Source organism: Bremerella alba (assembly GCF_013618625.1).
In the GTDB taxonomy this organism is placed as follows: domain Bacteria; phylum Planctomycetota; class Planctomycetia; order Pirellulales; family Pirellulaceae; genus Bremerella; species Bremerella alba.
Genome location: NZ_JABRWO010000002.1, coordinates 341,428 through 366,606 on the forward strand (window position 1 = coordinate 341,428; position 25,179 = coordinate 366,606).

General features: G+C 53.3%; 17 protein-coding genes and 2 pseudogenes. 10 read left to right on the top strand and 9 right to left on the bottom strand.

Annotated features, from left to right (window positions below):
• The first annotated feature begins 53 nt into the window (after positions 1-53).
• The 5 genes and pseudogenes from HOV93_RS04530 to HOV93_RS04550 all read left to right on the top strand — a co-directional run.
• Entirely contained in the window at positions 54-659 is a 606-nt protein-coding gene (locus HOV93_RS04530; protein ID WP_207395275.1) for a DJ-1/PfpI family protein, read from the top strand.
• A gap of 102 nt (positions 660-761) precedes the next feature.
• Complete coding sequence (locus tag HOV93_RS04535) at positions 762-1,706, top strand: sugar phosphate isomerase/epimerase family protein (RefSeq protein ID WP_207395276.1); 945 nt, start codon at positions 762-764, stop codon at positions 1,704-1,706.
• Positions 1,707-1,758: 52 nt separating this feature from the next.
• Positions 1,759-2,010 (top strand): hypothetical protein, encoded by a 252-nt coding sequence (locus tag HOV93_RS04540; RefSeq protein WP_207395277.1) that lies wholly within the window; start codon positions 1,759-1,761, stop codon positions 2,008-2,010.
• The gene (locus HOV93_RS04545) at positions 2,007-3,701 is read left to right on the top strand and encodes a sodium:solute symporter family protein (RefSeq protein WP_207395278.1); all 1,695 of its coding nucleotides are present in this window, start codon (positions 2,007-2,009) and stop codon (positions 3,699-3,701) included. Before HOV93_RS04540 ends, HOV93_RS04545 begins: the two co-directional genes overlap by 4 nt.
• Before the next feature lie 304 nt (positions 3,702-4,005).
• A pseudogene (locus HOV93_RS04550) lies at positions 4,006-4,161 on the top strand (transposase); the annotation flags it as partial.
• Positions 4,162-4,255: 94 nt separating this feature from the next.
• Here HOV93_RS04550 and HOV93_RS04555 read toward each other — a convergent pair.
• The 6 genes and pseudogenes from HOV93_RS04555 to HOV93_RS04580 form a co-directional block, all read right to left on the bottom strand.
• Positions 4,256-5,174: pseudogene (locus HOV93_RS04555) on the bottom strand (IS630 family transposase).
• A gap of 71 nt (positions 5,175-5,245) precedes the next feature.
• On the bottom strand, positions 5,246-7,420 hold the full coding sequence (locus HOV93_RS04560) for a glucuronyl esterase domain-containing protein (RefSeq protein WP_207395279.1): 2,175 nt from the start codon (positions 7,418-7,420) through the stop codon (positions 5,246-5,248).
• A 141-nt stretch (positions 7,421-7,561) separates the two neighbouring features.
• Positions 7,562-7,984, bottom strand: coding sequence for a hypothetical protein (locus HOV93_RS04565; protein ID WP_207395280.1), 423 nt, complete (start codon positions 7,982-7,984; stop codon positions 7,562-7,564).
• 74 nt (positions 7,985-8,058) lie between these two features.
• A complete protein-coding gene (locus HOV93_RS04570; protein WP_207395281.1) occupies positions 8,059-9,078 on the bottom strand; it encodes a DUF1559 domain-containing protein in 1,020 nt (339 codons plus the stop codon).
• Between the two features lie 328 nt (positions 9,079-9,406).
• Complete coding sequence (locus HOV93_RS04575) at positions 9,407-10,426, bottom strand: DUF1559 domain-containing protein (RefSeq protein ID WP_207395282.1); 1,020 nt, start codon at positions 10,424-10,426, stop codon at positions 9,407-9,409.
• A 265-nt stretch (positions 10,427-10,691) separates the two neighbouring features.
• Positions 10,692-11,864 (bottom strand): AraC family transcriptional regulator, encoded by a 1,173-nt coding sequence (locus tag HOV93_RS04580; RefSeq protein WP_207395283.1) that lies wholly within the window; start codon positions 11,862-11,864, stop codon positions 10,692-10,694.
• A gap of 158 nt (positions 11,865-12,022) precedes the next feature.
• Between HOV93_RS04580 and HOV93_RS04585 the strand changes: the two genes are divergently transcribed.
• From HOV93_RS04585 to HOV93_RS04600, 4 genes are all read left to right on the top strand, one after another.
• Entirely contained in the window at positions 12,023-13,120 is a 1,098-nt protein-coding gene (locus tag HOV93_RS04585; protein ID WP_207395284.1) for a DUF1611 domain-containing protein, read from the top strand.
• Between the two features lie 2 nt (positions 13,121-13,122).
• The gene (locus tag HOV93_RS04590) at positions 13,123-14,166 is read left to right on the top strand and encodes a dipeptide epimerase (RefSeq protein ID WP_261358565.1); all 1,044 of its coding nucleotides are present in this window, start codon (positions 13,123-13,125) and stop codon (positions 14,164-14,166) included.
• A 261-nt stretch (positions 14,167-14,427) separates the two neighbouring features.
• Positions 14,428-17,430 carry a DUF1553 domain-containing protein gene (locus HOV93_RS04595; RefSeq protein ID WP_207395286.1) on the top strand — a complete coding sequence of 1,001 codons (3,003 nt, stop codon included), beginning with the start codon at positions 14,428-14,430 and terminating at the stop codon, positions 17,428-17,430.
• A gap of 4 nt (positions 17,431-17,434) precedes the next feature.
• The gene (locus HOV93_RS04600) at positions 17,435-18,889 is read left to right on the top strand and encodes a DUF1501 domain-containing protein (RefSeq protein ID WP_207395287.1); all 1,455 of its coding nucleotides are present in this window, start codon (positions 17,435-17,437) and stop codon (positions 18,887-18,889) included.
• A 442-nt stretch (positions 18,890-19,331) separates the two neighbouring features.
• Here HOV93_RS04600 and csb2 (HOV93_RS04605) read toward each other — a convergent pair whose 3' ends face one another.
• The 3 genes from csb2 (HOV93_RS04605) to HOV93_RS26110 form a co-directional block, all read right to left on the bottom strand.
• Positions 19,332-20,000, bottom strand: coding sequence for a type I-G CRISPR-associated protein Csb2 (csb2, locus tag HOV93_RS04605; protein ID WP_207395288.1), 669 nt, complete (start codon positions 19,998-20,000; stop codon positions 19,332-19,334).
• Positions 20,001-20,299: 299 nt separating this feature from the next.
• Positions 20,300-20,830: a type I-G CRISPR-associated protein Csb2 gene (csb2, locus tag HOV93_RS04610; protein ID WP_207395289.1), complete on the bottom strand. Its 531-nt coding sequence runs from the start codon at positions 20,828-20,830 to the stop codon at positions 20,300-20,302.
• 18 nt (positions 20,831-20,848) lie between these two features.
• Entirely contained in the window at positions 20,849-20,977 is a 129-nt protein-coding gene (locus HOV93_RS26110; protein WP_261358563.1) for a hypothetical protein, read from the bottom strand.
• 200 nt (positions 20,978-21,177) lie between these two features.
• Between HOV93_RS26110 and HOV93_RS04615 the strand changes: the two genes are divergently transcribed.
• Entirely contained in the window at positions 21,178-24,441 is a 3,264-nt protein-coding gene (locus tag HOV93_RS04615) for a DEAD/DEAH box helicase (RefSeq protein WP_207395290.1), read from the top strand.
• The last annotated feature ends 738 nt before the right edge of the window (positions 24,442-25,179 follow it).

Sequence of the window (25,179 nt, forward strand, 5' to 3'; positions counted from 1 at the left end):
CGTAACGCGAAAACGATTAACTTAATTATCAATTCGATTCGATTGGAGCATTTATGCCGCATAGCGTTTTACTTCCCATCGGTGACGGCACCGAAATGATGGACACCCTTTACCCTGTGTTCCGGCTTTCGGAAGAACTTTTCGAAGTGGTGGTAGCAGGCCCCGAGGCACGTACTTACCACGGAGTCATGCATGAAATCCCGCCCATGGAAAACATCCCTTGGGATATTACCCGCGAGCAGCCTTCCTATCATATTCGTGCGACCGAGGCCTTTCGTGATATCGATCCGACCAATTACGACGGTCTATTCCTGTCGGGTGGCCGCGCCCCAGAGTACCTGAGGTACGATCAGGATCTGCTACGAATCATCAAGCACTTTTTTGACAACGGCAAACCGGTCGCCATGGTCTGTCATGGAGTCGAGTTAGCCGCCGCAGCTGGTTGCCTGCAAGACCGCCGTGCTACGACGGTTGCCAAATGCGCACTCGACATCACTCAATTCGGTGGCGTTTATACGGACGAACCGTGCGTAATCGACGACAACCTAATCTCTTGCCGCACTTGGCATGATTATGCATTGATGTTCAAGCCTTTCCTTAAATCGCTGCAGAAGCAACAGGCCATGGGCAACGGTTCCAACCAGCAAGTTCATGCTTAGTGCTTTTTTCGCAATCTAAGTTTGGGTGCCCAAGCTTTATTCAATGGCCCCCAAACTTAGTGCCCCACGAAAAACAAGCCCGTAAAATAGCGAGCCTATTTCATGCCCATTTCCCGTCGACAGTTGTTGCATTCTGGACTCGCTTTTGCGGGAACGATGGCGTTGGCTCCCTCGCCGAGCGTCGCCGATACCACAAAACCTTCCGGCTGTACGTTGGGTTTCAGTACCTATGGAATGAAAACGCTTAAAACAGAAGCGGCTATCGAGGCAATCTCCGAAATTGGCTACGATGCCATCGAAATCGCCGTCCGTCCTGATTGGGATTCGGCACCATCCAAGATGCCGGCAAAACGTCGCGCGGCGGTAGGACGATTGCTTAGAGACAAGCAATTGCACCTAAGCGCCCTAATGGAACATCTTCAGCCAGCACAGGACGACCAACAGCACCACCAACATCTCGATCGCCTGAGTCAAGTGTTTACGCTGGCCGAAGACTGGCAAACCCATGATTCAAAGCCATTGGTACAAACGACGCTCGGCGGTGGGAATTGGGAAAAGCTTCGCACGTTTTATCTCGACCGCATTGGCGACTGGGCGGAGGTTGCGCGAAAGCACGACGTTGTCCTGGCCATAAAACCGCATCGCGGCGGAGGCATGTCGCGTCCCAGCGAAGCAGTCTGGCTGATCCAACAGCTCGGAAATCCACGACACTTGAAAATGGTGTACGACTATAGCCACTATGCCTATCGCGACATGACCTTAGAGGAAACGATCGACACGGCGCTTCCTCATACGGCTCACATCGCCCTGAAAGATGTCATGCAGCACAATGGCAAGTTCTCCTTCCAACTGCCGGGGAAAACAGGCGAAGTCGATTTCTCGAAATTGTTTCGCCTGTTCTACGCGGGTGGTTATCGTGGAGACTTAAACTGCGAAGTCAGCGGGATGGTTTGGGGCCAGCCTGACTACGAGCCAATCCCGGCAGCGCGACAAGCTTACTGTTGGATGTCCCAAGCATTGCAAACGGCTAACGTACCCCGCGTATAGTCCACTTCCCCTCTCTATTCATTCCCATTCTTTGCTACTTCCCGGAAACGGTATGAAACCTGCCCCCTCCTCGACATCTCGACCCCTGAGCTACGCGGCGACCGCCATCGTAGTGATCGCCCTGATTATGGGAGTCGGTCCTGGCGTCCTGCTGGTCAATCGCCCGACCATGTTTCTCGGCCTGCCCTTGCTTTATTTCTGGGGCATTGGTTGGTACTTCGTCATTTGTGGAGTGGCAATTATTTGCTACTTCTTCATCTGGCGTGGCGATCAAGACATCGCTGACAAGGAGGAACGACCATGAACGATGCTGCATTTATCGCGGCTTCTTCCGCGTCGATCTCGGGGTGGATTCCCTTTGTCGTTCTTGTGCTTTACTTGATGGTCCTCTTGGTCATCGGCTGCATTGGGTATTACCTGAGCAAAAGCGGAGAAGAAGATTACTACCTGGCCGGACGAGGACAAGGCTGGATGATCTCTTCGCTGACCATCATGGCCACCTTCTTCAGCTCGTTCGCTCTGCTCGGAGCGCCAGGGATGGTCTATCGCGAAGGCGTGGTATTCGCTTTGGTCAGTTTAAACGTTCCGATCGCAGGCTTTTGTGTTTACTTGCTCGGTTCACGCATCTGGCTGGCCGGTCAGAAGCACGGATACGTGACCCAGGCCGACATGCTCTGCGAACATTACAATAGCCATCTGTTGTTGCGTCCATTGATTACATTCGTCGGCGTGCTGTTTGCCATTCCTTACGTCATCATGCAGTTGAAAGCCGGAGGAGAACTGGCAGCCGTACTCTTTGCCGATTACGCCTATGCATTCGAGATCGGCACCATTGTGCTCGCAGCGATCACTGCCTTGTACATCATGATCGGCGGGATGCGGAGCGTGGCCTGGACCGATGCGCTTCAGTGTCTCTTGCTGGTGCTGGGAATGCTATTGGCCGGCGTGGCCATGGTAGTCAGTCTGGGAGGGCTCTCCGGCTTTCGCGATGCGGTAGCCGAACTGCCAGATTCCTCGAAGACAGTCCCCGGGAACAGTGGATTCTGGCAATTGCCCATGCTCTTTACGGTATGCCTGTTGATGCCTATCGGAGGTATCATCCAGCCGGCGCAGTGGATGCGTTTTTACGCGGCAAGAGATCGCGATGCGCTCAAAAAGAGTGCCCTTATCTTTATCGTTTTGCTGACCGGCTGTTTTATGTTTGGCATCATGCTGGTCGGACTAGGAGGCCAAGCGTTATACCCGTTACAGTTCAACGAGTCTGGCGTGCAGCCGGCACCGGGCATCGAAAGCTACGACCAGATCCTCGTCGTTATTCTTAAGGACCATCTGCCGATAATGCTGGGCCCCACGCTGGGCATCGCCTTCGCGTCGCTGGCTATCGTGGCCATAATGGCTGCTGCCATGAGTACCGCAGACAGTAACCTACATGCCCTTAGCGCCCTGATCACCCGGGACATCTACGACCGTTTCATTCGCCCCCAGGCCGGCGAAAACGAACGTGTATGGGTAGGGCGTTTCGTGATTCTGGCGGCAACTTCTGCGTCACTGAGTTTCGTACTCATCGCCAACCGTCCGGAAAGCACCCTATCGGGATTCATGGAAATGATCGTCGATTTGGCGCTATTTGCTGTGGCGTTCAGCGTGCAATTACTGCCAATGACGATCGACGTCTTGTTCCTTCGTCGCGGCAACGGGATCGCAGCCACTGCTGGTTTGTCAGCCGGTCTTCTAACCGCGTTTCTTTTCACACCTCTTTTGCCACTGCTGGTTGAAATAACAGGGCTGTCAGCGTTCGATTCACTGCTCGCGTGGGTGGAGCAGGCTCACTCGTTCTTGCCAGTACATGCTTCGGCCTGGGGACTCGTCGTAAATACCCTCGTATTCCTCGTTATCAGCCTCGTGGTCGTTCGTCCGCGTTCGCCGAAACTCCCATCTTCTCGCCGCACCAACGATCGCCCCGCCGAAGCGGAAACGGTCCCTTCCGTTCATTAGCTCCATAATTTCCGGAGAACTCTCCCGATCGAATCGATCCTGCCGGGATGCCATAATCCACCGATCTCTCTTGCCGAGCCCATCCAAGATCGTTGACCTGGTGCTCTCAGCCGACGATACTGAGCGCTTATCTCACTACCCATCAAACGCTGCTTTACAGGGAGAAGCCGAAACGATGAATGGTTTAGTCCTCGCCTCCGCTCTCGGTTCACGCCGTCATCTGACCTGCAACCCAAAAACTGAGCCAATGCAAGTGAGAATTTTAGAGTAAAATCTGGCCATCATTTTCGAGGAGATGATGACCATGAAGAAGTCGAAATTTACGGATCAGCAGATCGCGTTCGCGCTGAAGCAGGCAGAGACAGGGACGCGGGTCGATGAGGTCTGCCGTAAGCTGGGTGTCAGCCAACAGACCTTCTATCGCTGGAAGAAGAAGTTCGCCGGACTGGCCCCGGAAGAACCTGCACCTTTTTGGCCAAAACGGAATTGTACTGGTCAGCCAACCAATCTCTGTTCCAAATCGACTTCTGGGTGTCATTCTTCTAGAGCGCATCTCATAGCCCTGTAGCGCACCCACAGTGTCGGAAGTAGTTGAGGCATTCGGTCGAAGTGAAGCGATCTAGGACTTGGCCCAGAAAGTTCCAAAGCCCTTCGATGGTTCGTTCCTCACGGCTGCGGACAAGCCATTTCAGCTTGGAGAAGACCAACTCGATTGGGTTCAGGTCGGGGCTGTAAGGTGGCAAGTAAACGAGTCTGGCACCAGCAGTTTCGATCGCCTCACGAACGCCTGCTCGCTTGTGACTGGCCAAGTTGTTCATCACCACTACATCGCCTGGCTTCAGCGTGGGCACCAGTTGTTGTTGGACGTAGGCCAGAAACAGGTCGCCGTTCATGGGATCATCGATGACCGTTGGAGCGGTTAGGCCTTCGTCCCGTAAGGCAGCGAGGAAGGTGGTCGTTTTCCAATGGCCGTGTGGCACCTTGGCGACAACCCGCGAGCCTCGCCGACTGCGACCATAGGTCCGCGTCATCTTCGTGTTGACGCCTGTTTCATCGATAAATACGAGCCGCCGAGGATCGATTCCCAGCATCACCACTTGCCACCAGGCTCGGCGATCTTGCTCGGCCGCATGGATTACTTTTTTTGAGGGTCAACCGAAGCGTTCGCAGGGCTCGCGATAAAGTCTGAACGCTGATGTCTATTCCCAACGATTCCCGCAGTTCACGAAGCGTGATGTCCGACTTTTCAGCAACCAGCTTTTCAATTTCCTCCGCCAGCGGCAACCACTTTGGTTGCACGCGATTGCGGCTGGATCCTGGCGAGACCTCTCCCAGTTCTCGCCGTCGCAGCTTCAGCCTTCGCACCCATGACTCGCTGACGTCGTACTTCAACGCAACTAACCGGGTAGTCACTCCCGCATCGACATCCATGAGAATCCGCTCGCGTAAATCAATCGAATAGGCTTTCATGATAATCACCTCCTAGGTGATTGCCTGTTCTACCTAAACTCTGTCGATGGCGTTAGAGGGTTTTGGGAAATGCTCTAGTCGACGGCTGCCTCAAGCCAGCGCAGTAAAGCATCCTGCTGAGTGCTCTGAAACCTGCAGATGTCGTCTGGGGTCAGAAAGGTCATTTCACGGCTGTCCTGCCATGATGCTCTGGCCTTCTTGGTGCACGATTTCAAATCGTCATGGTCGGCAAAGCGATCGCGTTTCGGAGCGTAAATGAGACACTTGCGCGGCGCGATCAGTCCGAGAACGTCTTCGTAGTCGTAGGGAATCCCTTCCTCATTGCCATGGTACAAACCCAGCTTGGGCATGAGGGCATGCCATTGCCAGAACCGACGGATTCCACCGGTTGGCTTGGAATCGCCATCGGATCGCATCGGCGTGAAACCGCTGAAACAGGCGATTCCAGCGATTCGCTCGTCGAGCGCTGTGGCATAGAGCCCGACCATTCCGCCGTAAGCGAAGCCGCAAATGTAGATTTTCTTCGGATCAGTCGGCGGAACCGGTTCCGCAGTGATACCTTTTCCATCGACTAGAAAATCGATCACCTTGCTTACATCGTACACTGCCCGACCCAGCCGAGACCAAGCAGGGTGCTCGTCATAGAAGCCAACGGCATCGGTCAGGTGGTCCCCAAAACCAAACTGGTCGTACATGACGACCTTGTACCCTTGCTGGGCGAGTCGATAATAGACGGTTGTTCCCTGAACGCCGTACCCCTCGTTGCTACCGTGTGAATAATTCCAAGGATGCAACCATACCACCGTCGCTTTGAACTGCGTGCGATTGGGATTAAAGAAGATATTGCCGTGCATCTTGCCGCTGAAACTGAAGGGAACGCGTTGGATTCCTCCCGGGTTCCATCGGTCTCGAGAGGAATCGGCAACCCCCAACTCGCTTCCGCTCTTGATGTGATACTCCCCAGCGGACTTGATCGAAGAGGAGGGCTCGCCCAGCATCCACTCGATCTTTTGTCGAACCGACGCCTGCGGTGCGATGGTCAGGTCCGATCTTCGTTGGCTTGCCTTCCAGGTATTCCAATCAAAAGCATGCAGCAGCACTTCTGGGAAATCGGACTGCTTGGCTTCGCTCCGGCCAAAGGCCATGTCAAAGTAATCGAGGTTGTGCTGAACCTGCTCGTTTGTGATCGGGCCGTGATTTCCTTTGCGATAACTCAAGCAAATGTTTTCCGACTTGCCGTATAGGTCCCATGCTTTCTTGGCATTCAGGTAACTGCGTTCGACACCAAAAGTTGGATCGCCGCCGTCGTTGTAGGCGGTATCAATCATCAGGTGGCGCGGGGCGATGCAGGCAATCAACGCATTGCTTGCAATGGGAAGCTCATTCTCACGCCCCTGAAAATCCTTGAGGCTTTTAAGCGCCCACGCCGAGGGAAAGTCCTCCGGAGTCTCCATAAAAGTCTCGCGTCCGGTGAATCGGTAGGGGCTCGCTGCCGGTGACCCGGAACTTCTGGCAACGACGCAGGTGATGCGCTGGTCGAATGCCGCCGCATAGATTGACTGTTTGCCGTATCGGGAAAATCCCGTCATACCGACCGCCTTGTCATCGATGGGGTACCCCGATGTTGGGCTAAGAAGGTAGTCCAGCGTCCGACTAGCCAACCAGGCCTGAATGCCCAGTGACGAAGACCAGGTCGCATCCGGATATTCCTTCTGGAAGGTTCGCCAGACATTCTCGTATTCGGGATAGTCTGGCTCTCGATGATGCGTATCCAGGCCCGGAAAAAGGCAAACGATGTAGCCTCGCTTCAGCGCTTCTTTACCCCAATTGTCTTTTTGATAAAAGCGGGGCGAGGTTATCAGTAGTGGCTTCGCCGTGACGTCCGCAGGGTCTGGCTCCCACACTTCAATTTCGAACGACCTCTGATTGGGTGTATCGAATGTAAGGACGATTCGTTTACGTGTTGAACCATCCGCGGAAGCCTGGGTACTGATCACTTCCGCAGAAAGTAACGACGGTACTTCTTGGGGGAAATGGCCGATGTAGTAGTCACACCAGAGCTTCTTGATTTCCACCTTGCGTGCCTTCCAATCGTCTGTCGTCTTCACGACCTCGCCATTGAGGCAGGTCATGGCGTCAGGCAGATCAGCGTCAGAATAGCCCGTCCGAGAATTCTCATCCGCATCACAAAGAGCCGTCGAAAAGAAAACAAATGCGATGCACGGTATGACGTACCTACGTCTTTTCATCTCAAAACCTATAACCTGGTTCCCTGGCATCACCCTTGAGCAGACAAACGAGGATGCGAGCACTTCAATTGCTCTAAGAGCACTTCACCGTGAAATGTGCCCCCGGCGGGGACACAACGTTCGTAGAATCAGCAATCGCTTTCAAGGAGCCATTTGAATGTCAAAGACCTGCGGGCCAGCCCCAACGGCAAACTCTAATTGGCTGGTTGCAAAGTCTTGATACTTGGTCGGAATATCAGACCGTTTAGGGGCCTTGTATGAGCGTGCCTCACTTTCGGCGACATCCTCAGTCACCGGCATTACCGTCACCTTGTAAGTCCCATTGGGAATCCCTTGGCCGTGCTGGCTTCCCAATTGATAGGAACCATCTTCTCCAAGTACGGCACTTGCCCCAAAACCCGAATCCGACATAAAGCAAACGACGCCGTCGGAAACAGGTTGTCCATCAAAAGTAACGGTGCCGGAGACTTTGGATATTTCCAAATCAGACGTATTGCAACCGCAAAATGCCAAACCCGAAACAACCAAGCACAAGCCAGCAACCGTACGTACACTTGTCACCATCAAAGAGTTCTCCCCGTCAATCAACACCGATCGACCAACGAAATGAATAAAGACGAATTCTATATCGCGTCCAACTAGAGCGGACTGTTCTCCAAGACCTGACCGTCATCGCGAATACAGATGTTACGCAGTGTCGTCCAATCAACCGTTTCGGCGAGGAAGTTCGTTCCCGCATCGACGCGTAGCACCATGGCCCCTCCGGGATGGGCAGAGTGAATCGGCGTGTTACAGCCAGTTTGATGGTTCCCGCCACTTCCGGAGACCAACGTGCGGAATCCAACACCATAACGCATCGTCGAGACGTTATAGTAGGCGCCTCGGGTAGATGTCCAGTCGCTGTCGTCAGGGCCGCCAGGGTAACTTCTGTTAAACGTTCCTATCCACGCACCACGCCGACTGCTGTTGCGCTGATCGATGTTGCTTCCGCTCGAGTTCACTGTCCAATTTGACTGTTCCGCAACGATGATTGTGTTGGTTGTCCCGTCCGATATTTGAGCCATCCGTAATGACTCGTTGGGAATCAACGAACCATTACTGCACGCATATCCTGAATTGGTGGCAACACAGCGATCCTGACCAGTCGGATCGATACTGCTGGTACTCGAAGTGCACGCACCTGCGATTCCGATATAGTCGGTCGTGCTGCATTCAACCGGCCCACTAGGATTCTCCGCGAATTCCGGCAGCGGGCTGGAGGGGCATTGATAGGCGGTGGCAGGAAATCCTTGCATGACCTCGTAGTTGTGCTGTCGAACTCCCGTCATCGAATTTGAGTCGAAAAGCATGGCCGATGAGTGGCTAAAATCCAATTGATCGTAGGCGTTATTCTGCTCGAGAAATGGAAGCAGGTGGACCAGGAAATTCGAATGCCAGTAGTATTGAACCCCCATCGGAAACTTGAGGTGCGTGTCATGGTAATTGTGAATGGCGATTCCGACCTGACGCAACTTGTTGCTGCAAGACATTCGTCTGGCAGCTTCCCGAGCCTGCTGAACCGCCGGTAACAACAATGCAATCAAGACTCCGATAATGGCAATTACCACGAGTAGCTCAACTAAAGTAAACCCGGCTAACGATCGAAGTGTTCTAGGCATGACAATTCTCGAAAAAGAGGAATGAAAAGTTCCAATGCGAATTTCTTTGCGATTGGAATACTGTCTAGCTTATCTCAGCGACATCCATAGTAAACGCGCATAGGCGCAAACATCTTTTCTGTTTGCGCACGGCGGTCGAGATTCAATATAAGCCCCCCAACTATTACCCCGAATAATGCCAAGTAAATCGGGCAGCTTCTCTTGGAGTTTGAGCAAGAAAGAAAATGCTTCCAGTCTTTGGCTACACTGCCCTATGTCGCCAGGCTGGAAACCATTGTAGTTCGCCAGCCTGAGGGTGCCGTTCCTAATTGACAGGACGAACGATCCACTAGAGCGGATTGTTCTCCAAGACCTGACCGTCATCGCGAATACAGATGTTACGCAGTGTCGTCCAATCAACCGTTTCGGCGAGGAAGTTCGTTCCCGCATCGACGCGTAGCACCATGGCCCCTCCGGGATGGGCAGAGTGAATCGGCGTGTTACAGCCAGTTTGATGGTTCCCGCCACTTCCGGAGACCAACGTGCGGAATCCAACACCATAACGCATCGTCGAGACGTTATAGTAGGCGCCTCGGGTAGATGTCCAGTCGCTGTCGTTAGGGCCACCAGGATAACCTCTGTTAGAAGACCCAATCCACGCACCACGCCGACTGCTGTTGCGCTGATCAATGTTGCTTCCGCTCGAGTTCACTGTCCAATTTGACTGTTCCGCAACGATGATCGTGTTGGTTGTTCCGTCCGAAATTTGAGCCATCCGCAATGACTCGTTGGGAATCAACGAACCATTACTGCACGCATATCCTGAATTGGTGGCAACACAGCGATCCTGACCAGTCGGATCGGTACTGCTGGTACTCGAAGTGCACGCACCTGCGATTCCGATATAGTCGGTCGTGCTGACCTCAGATGGGCCACCTGGATTCTCCGCGAATTCCGGCAGCGGGCTGGAGGGGCATTGATAGGCGGTCGCAGGAAATCCTTGCATGACCTCGTAGTTGTGCTGTCGAACTCCCGTCATCGAATTTGAGTCGAAAAGCATGGCCGATGAGTGGCTAAAATTCAATTGATCGTAGGCGTTATTCTGCTCAAGAAATGGAAGCAGGTGGACCAGGAACGTTGAATGCCATTCATATTGGGCCCCCATCGGAAACTTGAGGTGCGTGTCATGGTAATTGTGAATGGCGATTCCGACCTGACGCAACTTGTTGCTGCAAGACATTCGTCTGGCAGCTTCCCGAGCCTGCTGAACCGCCGGTAACAACAACGCAATCAGGACTCCGATAATGGCAATCACCACGAGTAGCTCAACTAAAGTAAACCCGGCTAACGATCGAATTCTTCTCGGCATGACAACTCTCAAAAAAAAGAGGAATGAAAAGTTCCATCGCAAAAGTCACTACAATCGCGATGTCGTCTAGCTTATCTCAAAGACAACTGCCGTAAATTCGCATAGGCGCAAATATACTTTCTGTTTGCGCACAACGGTCGACATTCGAGATGAGCCCTGACTATTATCACTAAGAATTGTCATGTGAGTCAGGCAGCTTCTCTTGGAGTTAGAGCAGGAAAGAAAAGTCCTCCAGTCTATGGCAATGGCCTCTGGCTGCACTGCACTATGGCGACAAGCGAGAACCAAATGTAGTTCGCCAGTCTGAGGGTGCCATTCCAAATTGCTTCTGAAACGATGTCGAGAAATGCGCACAGGAGACGAAACCACACGCTTCAGAGACTTCCGAAATTGCCAGAGTCGTTTCGAGCAACAATACCTTTGCTCGATCTAATCTTACGCGACGAATTTCTTGCGCCGGAGACCGCCCTAAGTGTTGACGAAAGCGTTGCTCCAGCGATCGCCGTGATACGGGAAATTTCCGGAGCAATTCCTTCACCTGTAACCCTCGCGACGCTTCGCGGTGGATATATTCCAGGATCGGGAGCAGTTCTTGATCCGATATGGCCAAAATATCGGTGGAATGGCGGGAATGTATTCGAAGAGGCGAGATAAAGGTCGTTTCTTTGGGTATGGGGGCACCATCCATCAATCGGTCAAGTAACTTAGAGGCCTCCTCACCCAAGGCGTGGCATCCCAATTGAACCGCGGAAAGACGAGGCCAAGCCAAATTGCAGAGCAGGTCGTCATCATCTCCCGCCAAGATCGCGACTTCGTCGGGGACGCGTAAACCTCCTTGATCACAAATCTCAGCAAGCTGTCGTGCCGGGTAGGGATCGGACGCAAACACGCCTAGTGGACGAGGGAGTTCTGCCAGCCATTTCAGGACGTGGTGATTTTCCAGCCTCCATCCTTGCTGTCCTTCCTTCGCACCGAACAACGAGCAATGAAAGCCCACCTGGCGAACTTTCTGAGCAAAAATTTCGGCCCGCGAATCCGAATAGCGTCCCAGAGAAGGAGCAAAGCAGGCGAAGTTTTGTAATCCCCTTTCTCGGAAGTGAGCGAATGCCATCTCGGCTCGTTCGTCGTCGTTAGTGGCAACTCGGCCGACCCAGCGTTCGCCCGGCATCATCGTCGCTACATCGACTGTCGGAAGATTGAATTTCTTAACATGATTGGCCAGCCACTTGGTTCGCAAGTGAACAATCACACCTTCACCTGGCCATCCCTTGGGCAAGCAAAGCCGGTTTTGGGAATCTCGAGGGCCGATCAAAATTCGCCAGTGAAACTGTCGGGCATGTTGACCAATCGCACTTACGACGGCGCGCCCCCAACTGTCGTCGGTCTCAATCAGGACGGCCACGCGTCGATAGTCTGTTCGGCTTGGTGACTGGTTCATGGAGAGATTCGTTGGAGCGTAACCGGACATGCACGCAAATCACTACTGCGCATATATAAAAATATCCTGCGCTTCTGCGCATTCTCATTATGGCTTGGACCGTCTACGATTCAACACACAAGTTTTGTTCGTTACTTCCAGGCTTGAAAACACATCCGATGAAACTAACTGTCAAACCGAATTCAAAAGCGGATCAGTCGCTCCTTCGCATCCAGTCGCATCGACGGATCATTATTCTGACCGATGGTTTTTCCAGCCCATTTCTCGCTAAGACGGCAATCAGTTTGATACGGTATCGGGGTGATCATGTCGCTGCGGTCCTGGAAACGGTTGCCGATGGCGAGAATGCTGAGGATGTTTTTGACATAGGTGAATCGATTCCCCTTATTTCCAGCTTGCAGGAAGCACCGGATGCCGACGCGATCTATATCGGGATTGCACCACCCGGTGGCAAACTGCCCGGTGATTGGCGTGATCTGTTGAAACAAGCAATTCGGAAACGTCTCGACATCGTTTCCGGTTTGCACGATTTTCTCACCGATGATGATGAATTGATCGTGCTGGCCCAAGAGCATCGTTCGCAATTGATCGACGTTCGCCGCAACCAATATCGTGACATTGCCGATGCCCAGCCCTTTCGCGAAGGGTGTGTTCGTATTCATACCGTCGGCCAGGATTGTTCCCTTGGTAAGATGGTTACGACTTTGGAAGTCGAGCGAGGGCTCGCGGAACGAGGTGAAAGTGCCGCGTTTGTGGCGACTGGCCAGACAGGCATTATGATCTCCGGTCATGGCGTGCCGATCGATTGTGTCGTCTCCGATTTCGTCAATGGTACGATCGAACATCACATCCGACAGGTGGAAACTCACGATTTCCTGCTGATCGAAGGGCAAGGAAGCATTGGGCATCCCGCCTATTCCTCGGTAACCGCCGGACTGCTCCATGGTTCAGCACCTCACGGCTTGATTTATTGCTACGAAGCAGGCCGGAGCCATATAGGCGGGATCGAACACTTTCCGTTGCGTTCACACCAAGAACTGATTCACGCCTATGAAATGTTGGCGAATTTGCGTCATCCGTGCCGGATCATCGGTGTCGCCGTGAACACACGCAACTTGACCGAAGAGCAAGCTTACACTGAGTTAGCCAATGCCCACGAGACGCTAGGACTTCCCGTTTGCGATGTCTATCGCACCGGGGCTAGTCCCTTGGTGGACGCCGCCATAAAACTACGCCAGGAGGTGCTGAGCCGATGAAAATGATATTACATGAGTGCCAGCTGCCACTTTGCCATCCCTTTGCGATCTCTCGAGGAACAACCACTATGCAAAGAAGCCTAGTGGTCGAGTTAGAACATGAAGGTATCTCCGGCTTTGGCGAAGTTACTGAAAACAGCTATTACGGGTATACGCTGGAGTCGATTCGATCGTCATTGGCCAATATCGAGTCATTCTTGTCACAATACATCGCTCATTCGCCGGCCGATTTGTGGTCAGAAATGAAAGATCGACTGCAAAACATGTTCGCGCTGAGTGCACTCGACATGGCGGGCCACGACCTTCACGCACGTCGACAAGGCCTTCAACTGTACGAATCTTGGAGGCTCGCGTGGAAGCAGATTCCTGCGTCGAGCTACACGATCGGAATCGCGCCGATCCCGAAAATGATCCGGAAACTCCAGGAACAACCGGGTTGGGACACCTACAAGATAAAGCTCGGAACCCCTGAAGACATTGCTATCGTCGAAGCGCTACGTCAACATACTACTGCCGCCTTTCGCGTCGACGCCAATTGTGCTTGGACCGTCAAGCAGACTATGGAAAATGCCGACGCGTTGGTCGAATTGGGCGTTGAGTTTATCGAACAACCGCTGCCTGCCAACGCGCCCGAAGCAGATCATCGCGAATTATTCGCCAAGGCCTCGCTCCCGATCATCGCCGATGAGAATTGCCTGGAAGATAGTGACGTCGAAAAGTGTGAAGGAAAGTTTCACGGTGTGAACATCAAGCTATGTAAGTGCGGCGGATTGACTCCCGCTTTGAAGATGCTCCAAGAAGCTCGTAGCCGCTCCATGAAAACGATGGTTGGTTGCATGATAGAATCTTCGATTGGCATCAGCGCGGCCGCCCACCTTTGTCCACTGCTCGACTATGTTGATCTCGACGGTGCAGTACTCCTCAAGCAGGATCCAGCCGTAGGTGTCGTTCTCAAACAAGGTGAGATTCAATTGTCAGGTCGGCCAGGAAGTGGTGCTCGCCTGAAAACACGGCCATCGACCAGCTCTGCCGCGGCTTGCTTCTAACATCCTCAAAGACTTCCGTATGAGCATCGAAAATTAATCCTTGAGAGTTCGTTGCAGGAAATATCGAATCGTAACTTTATTTCCTGCCTGGTCACGAAACAACGTTGGAACGTGAAATTGAAGCGAAGAAAAACGTTTTTGATTTCGACTTGGGATCGGAGTAACGTCTGAGAACCATATCAGGGATTGCCATCAACAAAGCGAGCTGATGTTAGGAGTATCCGCACTAGCTCGCGCTGGTATTCATGAGGGAAATTGCTTGTGTTCGTATTGCATGCCAAGAATCAACGTCTGCGGATCTGCATTTGGGGCTTTGCTTTGATGGCGTTTGCGCTGCCTGTCTATGGTGAATCATCCAAAGTCGATTTTGAAAAGCAGATTCGTCCGCTTCTGACCGCACACTGCGTGAAATGTCATGGTGCGGAAACCAGCAGTGGTGGATTGCGACTGGATGCCAAATCTCTTGCGTTTCAAGGGGGAGACAGTGGCAAGGTCATTGAACCAGACAAGAGCGGAGAAAGCGAACTCATTCGTCGTGTGGCCAGCCACGACGAGTTTGAAATGATGCCTCCGGAAGGAAAGCGTCTTTCGCCGGATGATGTTGGCCTGTTAAAGCGATGGGTCGATGAAGGAGCCTCTTGGCAGGAAACCGAGGCCGATCGTGCAGCGCTGTATGATAATCGTTTGGATCATTGGGCCTGGCAACCGGTGGCCCGACCGGAAGTGCCTCAGAATGCTGATTCCCCGTGGGAACGCAATCCTGTCGACGCGTTTATCTTGTCTAAGCTTCAGGAGAAAGGTCTGACCCCTTCTCCCGAGGCAGATCGCCGGACACTGATTCGCCGGCTTTCCTACGACCTGCGTGGCCTGCTTCCCTCTTTTGAAGAGATCGAACGATTCATCAACGATCCCGATCCCCAAGCCTACGAAAAGCTGGTCGATCGGTATCTCGATTCACCCAGATTTGGCGAACGCTGGTCACGCCACTGGCTGGACATTGCGCACTACGCCGATACGCATGGATTCGAGCGTGATATGCTGCGTCCCGATGCCTGGCCCTATCGCGATTATGTGATTCGCTCCTTGAACAAGGACAAGCCGTACGACCAGTTCCTGGAGGAGCAGATCGCGGGCGATGTCCTTTGGCCAGAGCAGCCGGAAGCGATTGCCGCAACCGGATTCCTCGCAGCAGGACCTTGGGATTACGTCGGCCAGGTCGAAACCAAAAGTGATGTCTTGCGACGTGCTGCCAAAGCCGACGCGTTAGACGACCTGACCACGCAAGTCATGACCGCATCGTGTGGAGTGACTGTGAACTGCGCGCGTTGCCACGACCACAAGATCGATCCCATTTCCCAAGAGGAATACTATTCGCTTTGGGCCGTCTTTGCCGGAGTTCGCCAATCACTCCGCCCATTGGACGCCGTCGAGGTACAGAACTACCAACAGACGCAAGAACAATTGAAGTCTCGTATGCAAGAGATTCGCGGCCAACTGCGCGACCTGCTTCCCCAGGCAATCGATCTGGCCGATGTGGTCGGGGGAGGCCTGGGGGACGGCACGGGTGCTTTGGGGCGAGGGATTGATGCACTCACCGGAAAAGCGGTCGAGCGGAAAATGGGCTTTCGCGAAGCAGTCGCCTTAAACAAGTATCAAGTCGTTTCTTCGCCACTTGTCGACGGTGTTGTCGTGCCTGACTTCAACCAAGAGGGCACTCCCATCGCTTCAACCGGTCTCCGTGTGTACGACGTCCCCAAGAATTCGGGACTTACATGGGATGCGATTCGCAATGGGGCCGTCAAGTCGCAGTTTACCTTGAAGCTGGGAGGAACCGATTTCAGCAATCCCGAGCATTCCTTGTTGATGATTCATGCCAACGGCGCGATCACCTTCGATCTGGAAAAACTACGCGAGGCCATCGGGGCTGAAACGCTTAAGTTCTCTACCCAGGTTGGCTATTTCGGCCAAACGGCAATCAACGGGGCGACCGCATCGGTCTATGTCGATGGACAACTCAAGACACAGCATGTCGGAATCGGTGCCCAAGATGGGCTGATTCCTGTCGAGATCGAGATTCCCAGGGAAAGCCAGTTTCTCACCATCATGGCGACCGATGGCGGCAATGGCATCTCTCATGACCAGGTTGGTTTTGGCAATCCTCGGATTACCAACGCCCATGAACATGCCCCCTCTTCCGAAGCGGAAAAACGAATCCAGGCTTTACGCAGCGAGTGGGAAGCACTCGATGGGCAACTGAAATCGCTGAAGGAACCTCAAGAGATCTATGCAATTGCCTCTGAGAAGCCTGCGACCATTCATGTCCTTCGTCGAGGAAACCCGGAAGATCCCACGCAAACCGTCACTCCGGGAACGCTGAGTTGCCTGGGGCTCCCGGATTCGCTGGGGACCATGGATACGCCGGAAGGAGAACGACGAGTTGCGCTCGCCAAATGGATTACCAATCCCGGCAATCCATTGACGCGTCGTGTGATCGTCAATCGTCTCTGGCACTATCACTTTGGAACAGGCATCGTCGATACGCCTGGCGACTTCGGCCTTGCCGGGGGAATTCCCACGCATCCTGAACTGTTGGATTGGATGGCCGCGGAACTTCTCGAAAACCAATGGAAGCTGAAAGCACTCCACCGTTTGATCGTCACCAGTGCGACCTATCGCCAGAGTTCGGTTCATCGGCCCGAGTCGGACAAGGTAGATTCCGAGAATCGATACTTGTCGCGGATGAACGCTCGGAAACTCGATGCCGAATCGGTCCGTGATTCGGTGTTGGCCGCGTGCGGAACCCTCGATCTCACCATGTACGGCCCTGGTTTTCGTGACTTCGATTATCAGGAAGCCTACGCTCCCATTTATGAGTACACCGGTACCGATCGCCCCGAGTCATGGCGTCGCAGCATCTATCGGTTTATCGTCCGAACCACGCCGCATCCCTACATGATGACGCTCGACTGCCCTGATCCGGCGAACTTAACCCCGAATCGAAACGTGACGACGACGGTCCTGCAATCGTTAACGCTTCTCAACAACGACTTCATGTTGCAGCAGTCCGAACATCTTGCCCAGCGTATCGAGCAAACCTCCCAGGAAGCCCCGGCCGAGCAAAGCGTGGCAGCGTTTCGGTCCGTCCTTGGGCGTTTGCCGACCGAGCAAGAACACACGGCCAGCATCAACCTGATTGAAGAGCATGGCTTATCCGCTTTGTGCCGCGTACTGCTGAATACCAACGAGTTTATTTACATCGACTAGTCTCATGAGTGAATACCAACCATCTGAGAATGTTCCCGCGATGTCTCGCCGTCGGTTTCTGCTGGAAAGTGGAGGCGGATTGGGTGCTGTGGCTTTTGCGTCCATGTTGGCAGGAGATCCGCTTCATGCGGCAGACAGCACCAAGACCGGACATCACCCGGCGACCGCCAAGAATGTGATTCAGATTTTCTGCCCAGGCGGGCTTAGTCACGTCGACACCTGGGACTATCGTCCGGTCTTGGAAAAAAGAGCCGGTAAACCGTTCGACCCGGATGGCAAGCTGACCTTCTTCGCATCCAAACCAGGCAACTGCCAACCCAGCTTCTGGAAATTTCGGCAACACGGTGAATGCGGAAAGTGGATGAGCGACCTGTTCCCGCATCTTTCGCGGTGTGTTGACGACATGGCATTCATTCATTCGATGCAAAGTAAATCGGCTTTGCATGGTCCCGCCATGTTTATGATGAACTCCGGTTTCATACGACCCGGCTTTCCGGCGATGGGATCGTGGGTGACCTACGGCCTGGGAAGCGAAAATGAGAACATGCCGGCGTTTGTCGTCCTGCCGGATCCACGGGGACTTCCCCCAGGCGGTGTCATCAACTGGGGAGCAGGCTTCTTGCCTGCGGTCCATCAGGGAACGGTGATTGAGTCGGCCAAGGATAAGCCCCCCATTGCCGACCTGTTTCCGTCGCAAGGATTTCCGCTTAGTGAAGCCTCCGAAGACGATAGCCGTGCGTTTCTGCAAGCCATGAATCGCCACCATGCGGAACAGCGTCCGGGCGATTCGATGCTGGAAGCGCGGATTGCTTCGTATGAACTGGCCGCCAAACTTCAACTGAGCGCACCGCAAGTGATGGACCTCAGTCAGGAAACCCAAGCAACCCACCAGATGTATGCCACCGAACACGAAGAGATCGGTTCGTTCGGACGACAATGCCTGTTGGCTCGTCGGATGGTCGAACGTGGCGTACGGTTCGTGCAAGTCTTCTGCGGCGCCGAAAACACGACCGCGGAGAAAATACGTCCCAACTGGGACAGTCACGAAGACTTGCCGCGGGATCATGGCTATTGGGGAGCCATTCTCGATCGAGGCGCGAGTGCCTTAATCACGGATCTCAAGCAGCGAGGCATGCTCGATTCGACACTAATTATTTGCACCAGTGAGTTCGGTCGCCAGCCGGCTGCTCAGGGTGGCAAAGGACGCGATCATAACCCGGGCGCCTTTACGTCGTGGATGGCCGGCGGTGGCATCCAAGGAGGAGTAAGCTACGGTCAAAGCGATGAGTTAGGATTTCAGGCCCTGGATCATCCGACTTATTGTTACGACCTTCACGCGACGGCGCTCCATGCGTTGGGATTGGATCACGAGCGCCTGACGTACTATCAGAATGGAATCATGCGACGTCTGACCGATGTCCATGGCCACGTTCTCGCTTCTCTGTTGAAGAACTCCTAGAACCCGTCTGTTTACCAAAGTGATTCGTTGTCCCTGGGGCCTCAGCGGAAAGTTTGCAGAACACGCCGGCGACGTAATACAATCAGAGCACCTCGCGTCCTTCATGCCCCCTCTTCGCATCCCTCGGGATCCAGGTCCCAAGTGCTATGTTGCGTCTCCTTCTGCTGGTCGCTGTGTTCTGTGGTTTCTCTACGGTTGCTCGTGCCGAGAATCCCCCCAACTTTACTCTGATTCTCATCGACGATAAGTAGAATTCCGAGAGCGGATTCGATCAAGAAGTACAGGGAAAACAGAGCTATTCAGGCCGCCACTCAGGGTTTGAAAATTGTGGTATATAGCGACAAATCCAGGTCAAATTTGGGCGATTAACTATATTTTGCTACACCCTCATGAGCCTGGATTCAAATACTCTGGGATGCATGCGTTTCCCAATGCATTTTCCCTAGGTGTCCGAGAACACATTAGCCATCAAGCCGAATCCATAGTATCTGCCTCCTCCGATGATTAATGGTCCGAATGGCTCGGAGTCCTGAAATCGGAGCGTCAAATGCACGGCCGTTTGCGACAGAAGGTGATCGAGCCGAAGGTAGCCGGCCGGGCGTTTATTGCGATCGGTCTTATGGGCCGAGAAGGACTTGGGAAAACGTGAGACCGTGTTCCATTTGTACTGGTATGGCTGCACGATGCCGAAATCTGCCAAAGCCTTTTCGATTAGTCTCTGTGTCTTGGATGTTATGTGGTCATCGTGGCCAGGAAGGATGGCCGGCGTGACGCTATGCCAGACATTGCTGGCCCGTGTAAAGCAACGGGTCACCGAGTCGCCAGGGATTTTTAGTAGACGCGGAATCTGTCCCTCTTCAAATTCGCACGCCTTTTCTGGTTTCAATAATTCACCCTGAAGTCGTTCTGCCAAATGGCGAAGCCACTGTTCATCCCCGGCAGGCGCAGTAATCAAAGCGCGGCGAATGAACCGATCTCCGTGCTTGTGTCCAATCGATGGCATGGGAATATACGAAAACTGCCGATGCTGTGACTTTGATTTCCCTGCATGCCCGGCGACATAGCGCTCGCCCCACTGTTCGTCGCATCCATACGGAGAAGACTGCTTCATGACTTGGATGGCCAGGTGTCAAACCATGCCGACCATCTTCATCATTTTTTGCTGAGGGTAGGCAGACCAGGCTCCTTTTTCCGTAAGAAGTTCGAACGCCGCACAGGGGAGCTGCGGTGGATCACTCGCTCGACGATATGCTACTTTATCGAACTGAGTGAACGCGTCGGGGGGGCAGCAAGCCTTGGTTGTCGATCCTCCACAGAAAGGCTTGATGGCGAGATTTCAACGCTGCCAATGTCCCACTGATTGGAACACGCAAAGCATTATTGGCAACAAGCTTCGTCGATCGCCACGTCTCAGTCACTTGGGGCATCGGGGGATTCCTGGCTTATCACCAGGGCATTGCCTACCACCAGATCAATTCCCCACCCCAAGGCGGGCAGCGGCCGCAAGCGCAGCAAGCGGTCTTCAGGACGATATTGTGAATCTAAAGGCCAAAGGTAACGTACCGTTTCATCTTCAAGCAAACATTGCAGTGAAACCGTTTTCATTGTCTTGTGCGTGACCGGTCTGGCATCGCCATTGCCAAAGCAATTTCCGCGCGACCAGCTTCGAGCCACTACGTCCATGGCGTTGTTGGGAACCGACAAACGATACGAGGCCCCTTTCCGTACGCGTGGATCGACAATTGCCGGTGGTGGTTGCTGCTCTAACCTGGTCAATGCCTCGGTCAAATCAGAAGTCTCGGCAATTTCGTCAGCACTGCCGGCAATCAAGTCCTGAAATAGCCGCAGTGGCAAAGGAGGCCATTCGGCATCACCACCAGCGGCCCGTCCATGAAATTGGGGATTGAGAAAGGTCGCCGAAATATAAAGCGCGTCAGCCATCGTTGACAATTCTCCTGACTAATCATTCTTCTTGACGTCATTGGCAGCCTTCTTTTTGTCGAAGTCGACGGTGCGTTTTTTTCTCACACCAAACGCTTCGTCGGCTGCGGTGGCAAACGCGAGCGCCTCGTCATGGGTCGTATTCAAGGGATCGCGTTGGTCGCTGCAATAAACCACGTCGCATTTCGGCGTTCGATTGAACGCGGCTCCATTGAAGTTGGATTTGAGGCCGCAGATCTTTCATTTCGGGAAGGTTTGGGGGCGATCGTTTCCTGAAGTGTGGGCAAACAGTATATTGAGCCCTGATGGTTGGATTTTCTCAGAATCTTTCGTTGCAGGGAAGTCACATGAGCCTTGTGGTGCAAGTCATCATGCTCTTCGGTAAGTCGGTTCGCCAGCGCGGTTCAGAGTACGCAGCAGCAGGGCGAGTTCATGTGGTAAATTCCGAAGATTCCTGGGCTTCTTTTGAAGTAGAGGGTTCTGATTTCGAGCCGTATACGGTGCTGCTTGATTGGGAAAATGGCCTTCGCAACGGCATGGAATGCAATTGCCCTCATTATGATCGGGGCAACTTTTGTAAGCATCTGTGGGCTGCCATCCTTTTCGCTGACCGACTTGGGTTGGCGAATAATTCACGAGGTTCGAAAAAGCGAGGCAGTCATGCCGTAAAAACTCCATCGTGGAAGAGTCAACTCGGTCGTGCCGTGCGTCCTTCACACTCAAACCATCTCTCCAGGTCGGCAACGCTCGCGAATTTGCGGCCTCGGCAATTACTGTTCTGCCTCGAACCTCAAATCGCCTCACACGCTCTTATCGTCTTGCTTTACCAGCAAGAGAAACGGGATGATGGATCGTGGGGAGAGGCCACTCCATTTCAAATGGACGACCCCAATTTCGCCAGCGTTGCCGGCCCAGACGACCTCCGTCTGCTTGGGTTGTTGAAAGCCAACCTAGACCTAACCGAAATGGAGGACCTGGATGAGGATTGGCATGAATTCGACTCTCCCGCGGAGATTGAGCTAAAACCGGAACTATATGAGTTTGTTTTGCCGATGCTGGCCAATACACATCGGTTTTTCTATTTGCCACGATACGGTTCATGGGAAGAAGCACGCCCAATTGGTTGGGACGCTAATACCGCGTGGTCTTTTCAACTGAGCGCCCAATGTGTCGATTCTAAAAAAGCTTGGGAAATTACCGGGAAACTAACAACCGGTCGTCAGGTTCGCCCGCTTTCGGATTGCGTTCGTTACTACCCGACCGGTCTGATCTTGATCGACGACCAGCTTGCCCGCTTCGACTTGCCGGCCGATCGTCGCTGGTTGGAACTGCTTAGTCGTCAGGGTTCATTGCTCGTTCCTTACCAAGACCAGGCTGCGTTGATCGAGGAACTGTGGCACCATGGATCGCCAGGCAAGATCCTGGGTGACGAGCGGCTAAACTTGACTTCGGTGGAAGGTCACCCGCGCGGAAAATTAGTGGTTCAAGCCAGACCGGGCGATACAAAGCGTCGATACCGAAAGGGTTCCGACCCGGTGTTGTTTGCCGACGTCTCCTTTCTCTACCAACAGCACGAAGCCGCGCTCGACAGCACTCAACGTATTTGGCCTGATGCCGAGTCGCTGCAAGTGATCCGCGCCAATGAAACCGAGGAAGCTCGTTTGCTCGATCGGTTGCATCAGTTGGGCATGAATTCCTTGAGGACAACGTATCTTGGCTCAACCTCTCCTGGACGTCACGTTTTTCCGGCAGGTAGCTTCGATCAAATTACCGCCCAACTGATCGAAGAGGACTGGGAAGTGCATGCCGAAGGCGTGCCGGTCCGTAAGAGCAGCGGGCTCTCGCTGAACGTGCGTTCGAAGGTCGATTGGTTCGAGTTGGAAGGCGAAGCAAATTTCGACGGCCAGGTTGTTTCGCTGCCAGACCTGCTGAAGTCGCTGAAGAATGGGGAACGCTATATTCGTCTGGGTGACGGCACGCAAGGTATGCTGCCCGAACAATGGTTAGAAACACTCGGCGTGGTTACCGGGTTCGCCCAACGATCCGAGGAGGACAGTCTTCGCTTTCAATCGAGCCAGGCATTGTTGCTCGATTCGATGCTGTCGGCGGCTGGCCAAGCGGCGTCTTTGAAAGTCGACCGAAAGTTTTACGCCATTCGCAAGAAGCTGCAGTCATTCGACGGCATAAAGCCTGCCAAGCCGCCGCAATCATTCCAGGGGAACCTGCGTAAGTATCAGCAGGAAGGTTTAGGGTGGCTCAATTTTCTGGAGAAATTCAGCTTTGGCGGATGCCTGGCCGACGATATGGGCCTCGGCAAAACAGTCCAGGTATTGGCACTGCTGGCAGCACGCAAGCGACGGTCGCCCAAGAGCGAGGAGAAACGCCCATCGTTGGTCGTCGCCCCCAACAGTGTCGTTCATAACTGGAAACTGGAGGCCGAGCGATTCTCTCCGCGCCTGAACGTAGCGATCTACGCAGGGACCGATCGCAAAAAGAAACATCCCGAACTTGATCCGTTCGACCTGGTACTAACAACCTACGGAACCATGCGAAAAGATATCGAACGCTTGAGTCAGATCGGTTGGGATTATGCGATTTTGGACGAAGCTCAGGCAATCAAAAACAACGCTTCGCAAACCGCCAAAGCAAGCCGACTGCTCAATGCCCGGCATCGATTGGCCCTCTCTGGCACTCCGATCGAGAATCATATGGGCGAACTGTGGTCACTGATGGAGTTCCTCAACCCGGGACTGCTGGGAACGAGTTCAAATTTCAAGAACCTGACCGGCAAAGGATCGGAAATCGACCAGCAGCAGGTCGATGTTCTTCGCCAAGGCCTGGCTCCCTTTTTGTTGCGACGCACCAAGGCTCAAGTGCTTCCGCAACTTCCCCAGAAGACCGAGCAGCGGCTCTACTGCGATCTGCCTCCCTCGCAGCAAAAACAATACGACCAGCTACGCGATCACTACCGGGCCAGTTTGAATCAGAAGATTGCCCGGTCAGGTATGGCGAAAACAAAAATTCATGTCTTGGAGGCACTGCTGCGTTTGCGGCAAGCGGCCTGTCACCCTGGATTGATCGATCCTGCCCATAGCGGTAAGCCATCGGCCAAGCTGAAGCTACTTCTGGAACAACTTGATGAAGTCGTTTCGGAAGGTCATAAAGCGCTCGTCTTTTCCCAGTTCACCAAAATGCTGGCGATCGTGAAACAGCGCCTCGAGGATGTCAAGATTTCGTATGAGTACCTGGACGGAAAAACGAAGGATCGTCAATCTCGAGTCGACCGGTTCCAGAACGACGCGGACTGCCGGGTATTCCTAATCAGCCTGAAAGCAGGCGGTACCGGTTTGAACTTGACGGCAGCGGACTATGTTTATCTGCTCGACCCATGGTGGAATCCCGCAGTCGAATCCCAGGCCATCGACCGAGCCCACCGCATCGGCCAAACCAACCCGGTCTTTGCATACCGTTTAATTGCCAAGAACACGGTAGAAGAAAAGATCCTTGAGCTTCAATCGCAGAAAAGCAAGTTGGCCGAAGCAATCATCTCGGCCGATAGCTCACTGCTGAAGAATCTATCAGCCGAAGACCTGCAGGCGATTCTGTCCTAGGCATGGTTTCGGGAAAGTTGAAACAACGGTAGTCGTGGACACAACTATGTTGGATACCACTTTCACAGTGAATTCCGCAACTCATTTCCATTTTTGGGTTTACGCGTATCAATTCCTGTACGGAAATATAGGAATCATTCCATAACAATTCATTGAGCCATGTTTGGCGACGATTTTTGCTCCGAAAACGAAAAACTCGATCTCCTGTTTATCTCATGGGGCAAAGCCTCAGCAGGGCGGTCGGTCCTAAGCTCAATTGGTAATTAAAACCCCTCGCGAAGTTCGGAAATGGACCGTACCGATGGGGATGCATCGCTTAGCTCTCGCATTGAAGAGCCACTGGACTTGAACAGGCACGGGGCTAATCAAATACGGATAGCAGGGGCAAGTTGAGCAAAGGAATTAATTAGGAGTCGCGTGCGGAAAAGCAGGGGTACGACGCAAGGAAGATATGGGCTTAGTATAGTCGCATCGCACAAACTGCTTCTATCTCATTCCGACCACAGATCATCGCGGTACTACTGTGCTCGTGGGCGAATATTCTCAATGAAGGATTCAAAGTCGTCAGAAAATGGGGCGACGATTCCTTCGCACGATTCGCATTCAGATCGGCAGCAATCCGAAACCACTGTAACATGAGTCAAGAGATCACTTCCGGAAGACCCTGAGCTGTCACCACACATCCCTCAAATATCCGTTGCGCCACTCGTATTTCAATCCGCACAGGTCAAAGATGAA

What these genes read in the sequence shown, in the direction of transcription:
- HOV93_RS04530 (WP_207395275.1), top strand. Translation starts at nt 54, where the DNA reads ATGCCGCATAGCGTTTTACTTCCCATCGGTGACGGCACCGAAATGATG.
- HOV93_RS04535 (WP_207395276.1), top strand. Translation starts at nt 762, where the DNA reads ATGCCCATTTCCCGTCGACAGTTGTTGCATTCTGGACTCGCTTTTGCG.
- HOV93_RS04540 (WP_207395277.1), top strand. Translation starts at nt 1,759, where the DNA reads ATGAAACCTGCCCCCTCCTCGACATCTCGACCCCTGAGCTACGCGGCG.
- HOV93_RS04545 (WP_207395278.1), top strand. Translation starts at nt 2,007, where the DNA reads ATGAACGATGCTGCATTTATCGCGGCTTCTTCCGCGTCGATCTCGGGG.
- HOV93_RS04560 (WP_207395279.1), bottom strand. Translation starts at nt 7,420, where the DNA reads ATGAAAAGACGTAGGTACGTCATACCGTGCATCGCATTTGTTTTCTTT.
- HOV93_RS04565 (WP_207395280.1), bottom strand. Translation starts at nt 7,984, where the DNA reads ATGGTGACAAGTGTACGTACGGTTGCTGGCTTGTGCTTGGTTGTTTCG.
- HOV93_RS04570 (WP_207395281.1), bottom strand. Translation starts at nt 9,078, where the DNA reads ATGCCTAGAACACTTCGATCGTTAGCCGGGTTTACTTTAGTTGAGCTA.
- HOV93_RS04575 (WP_207395282.1), bottom strand. Translation starts at nt 10,426, where the DNA reads ATGCCGAGAAGAATTCGATCGTTAGCCGGGTTTACTTTAGTTGAGCTA.
- HOV93_RS04580 (WP_207395283.1), bottom strand. Translation starts at nt 11,864, where the DNA reads ATGAACCAGTCACCAAGCCGAACAGACTATCGACGCGTGGCCGTCCTG.
- HOV93_RS04585 (WP_207395284.1), top strand. Translation starts at nt 12,023, where the DNA reads ATGAAACTAACTGTCAAACCGAATTCAAAAGCGGATCAGTCGCTCCTT.
- HOV93_RS04590 (WP_261358565.1), top strand. Translation starts at nt 13,123, where the DNA reads ATGATATTACATGAGTGCCAGCTGCCACTTTGCCATCCCTTTGCGATC.
- HOV93_RS04600 (WP_207395287.1), top strand. Translation starts at nt 17,435, where the DNA reads ATGAGTGAATACCAACCATCTGAGAATGTTCCCGCGATGTCTCGCCGT.
- csb2 (WP_207395288.1), bottom strand. Translation starts at nt 20,000, where the DNA reads ATGAAGCAGTCTTCTCCGTATGGATGCGACGAACAGTGGGGCGAGCGC.
- csb2 (WP_207395289.1), bottom strand. Translation starts at nt 20,830, where the DNA reads ATGGCTGACGCGCTTTATATTTCGGCGACCTTTCTCAATCCCCAATTT.
- HOV93_RS04615 (WP_207395290.1), top strand. Translation starts at nt 21,178, where the DNA reads ATGAGCCTTGTGGTGCAAGTCATCATGCTCTTCGGTAAGTCGGTTCGC.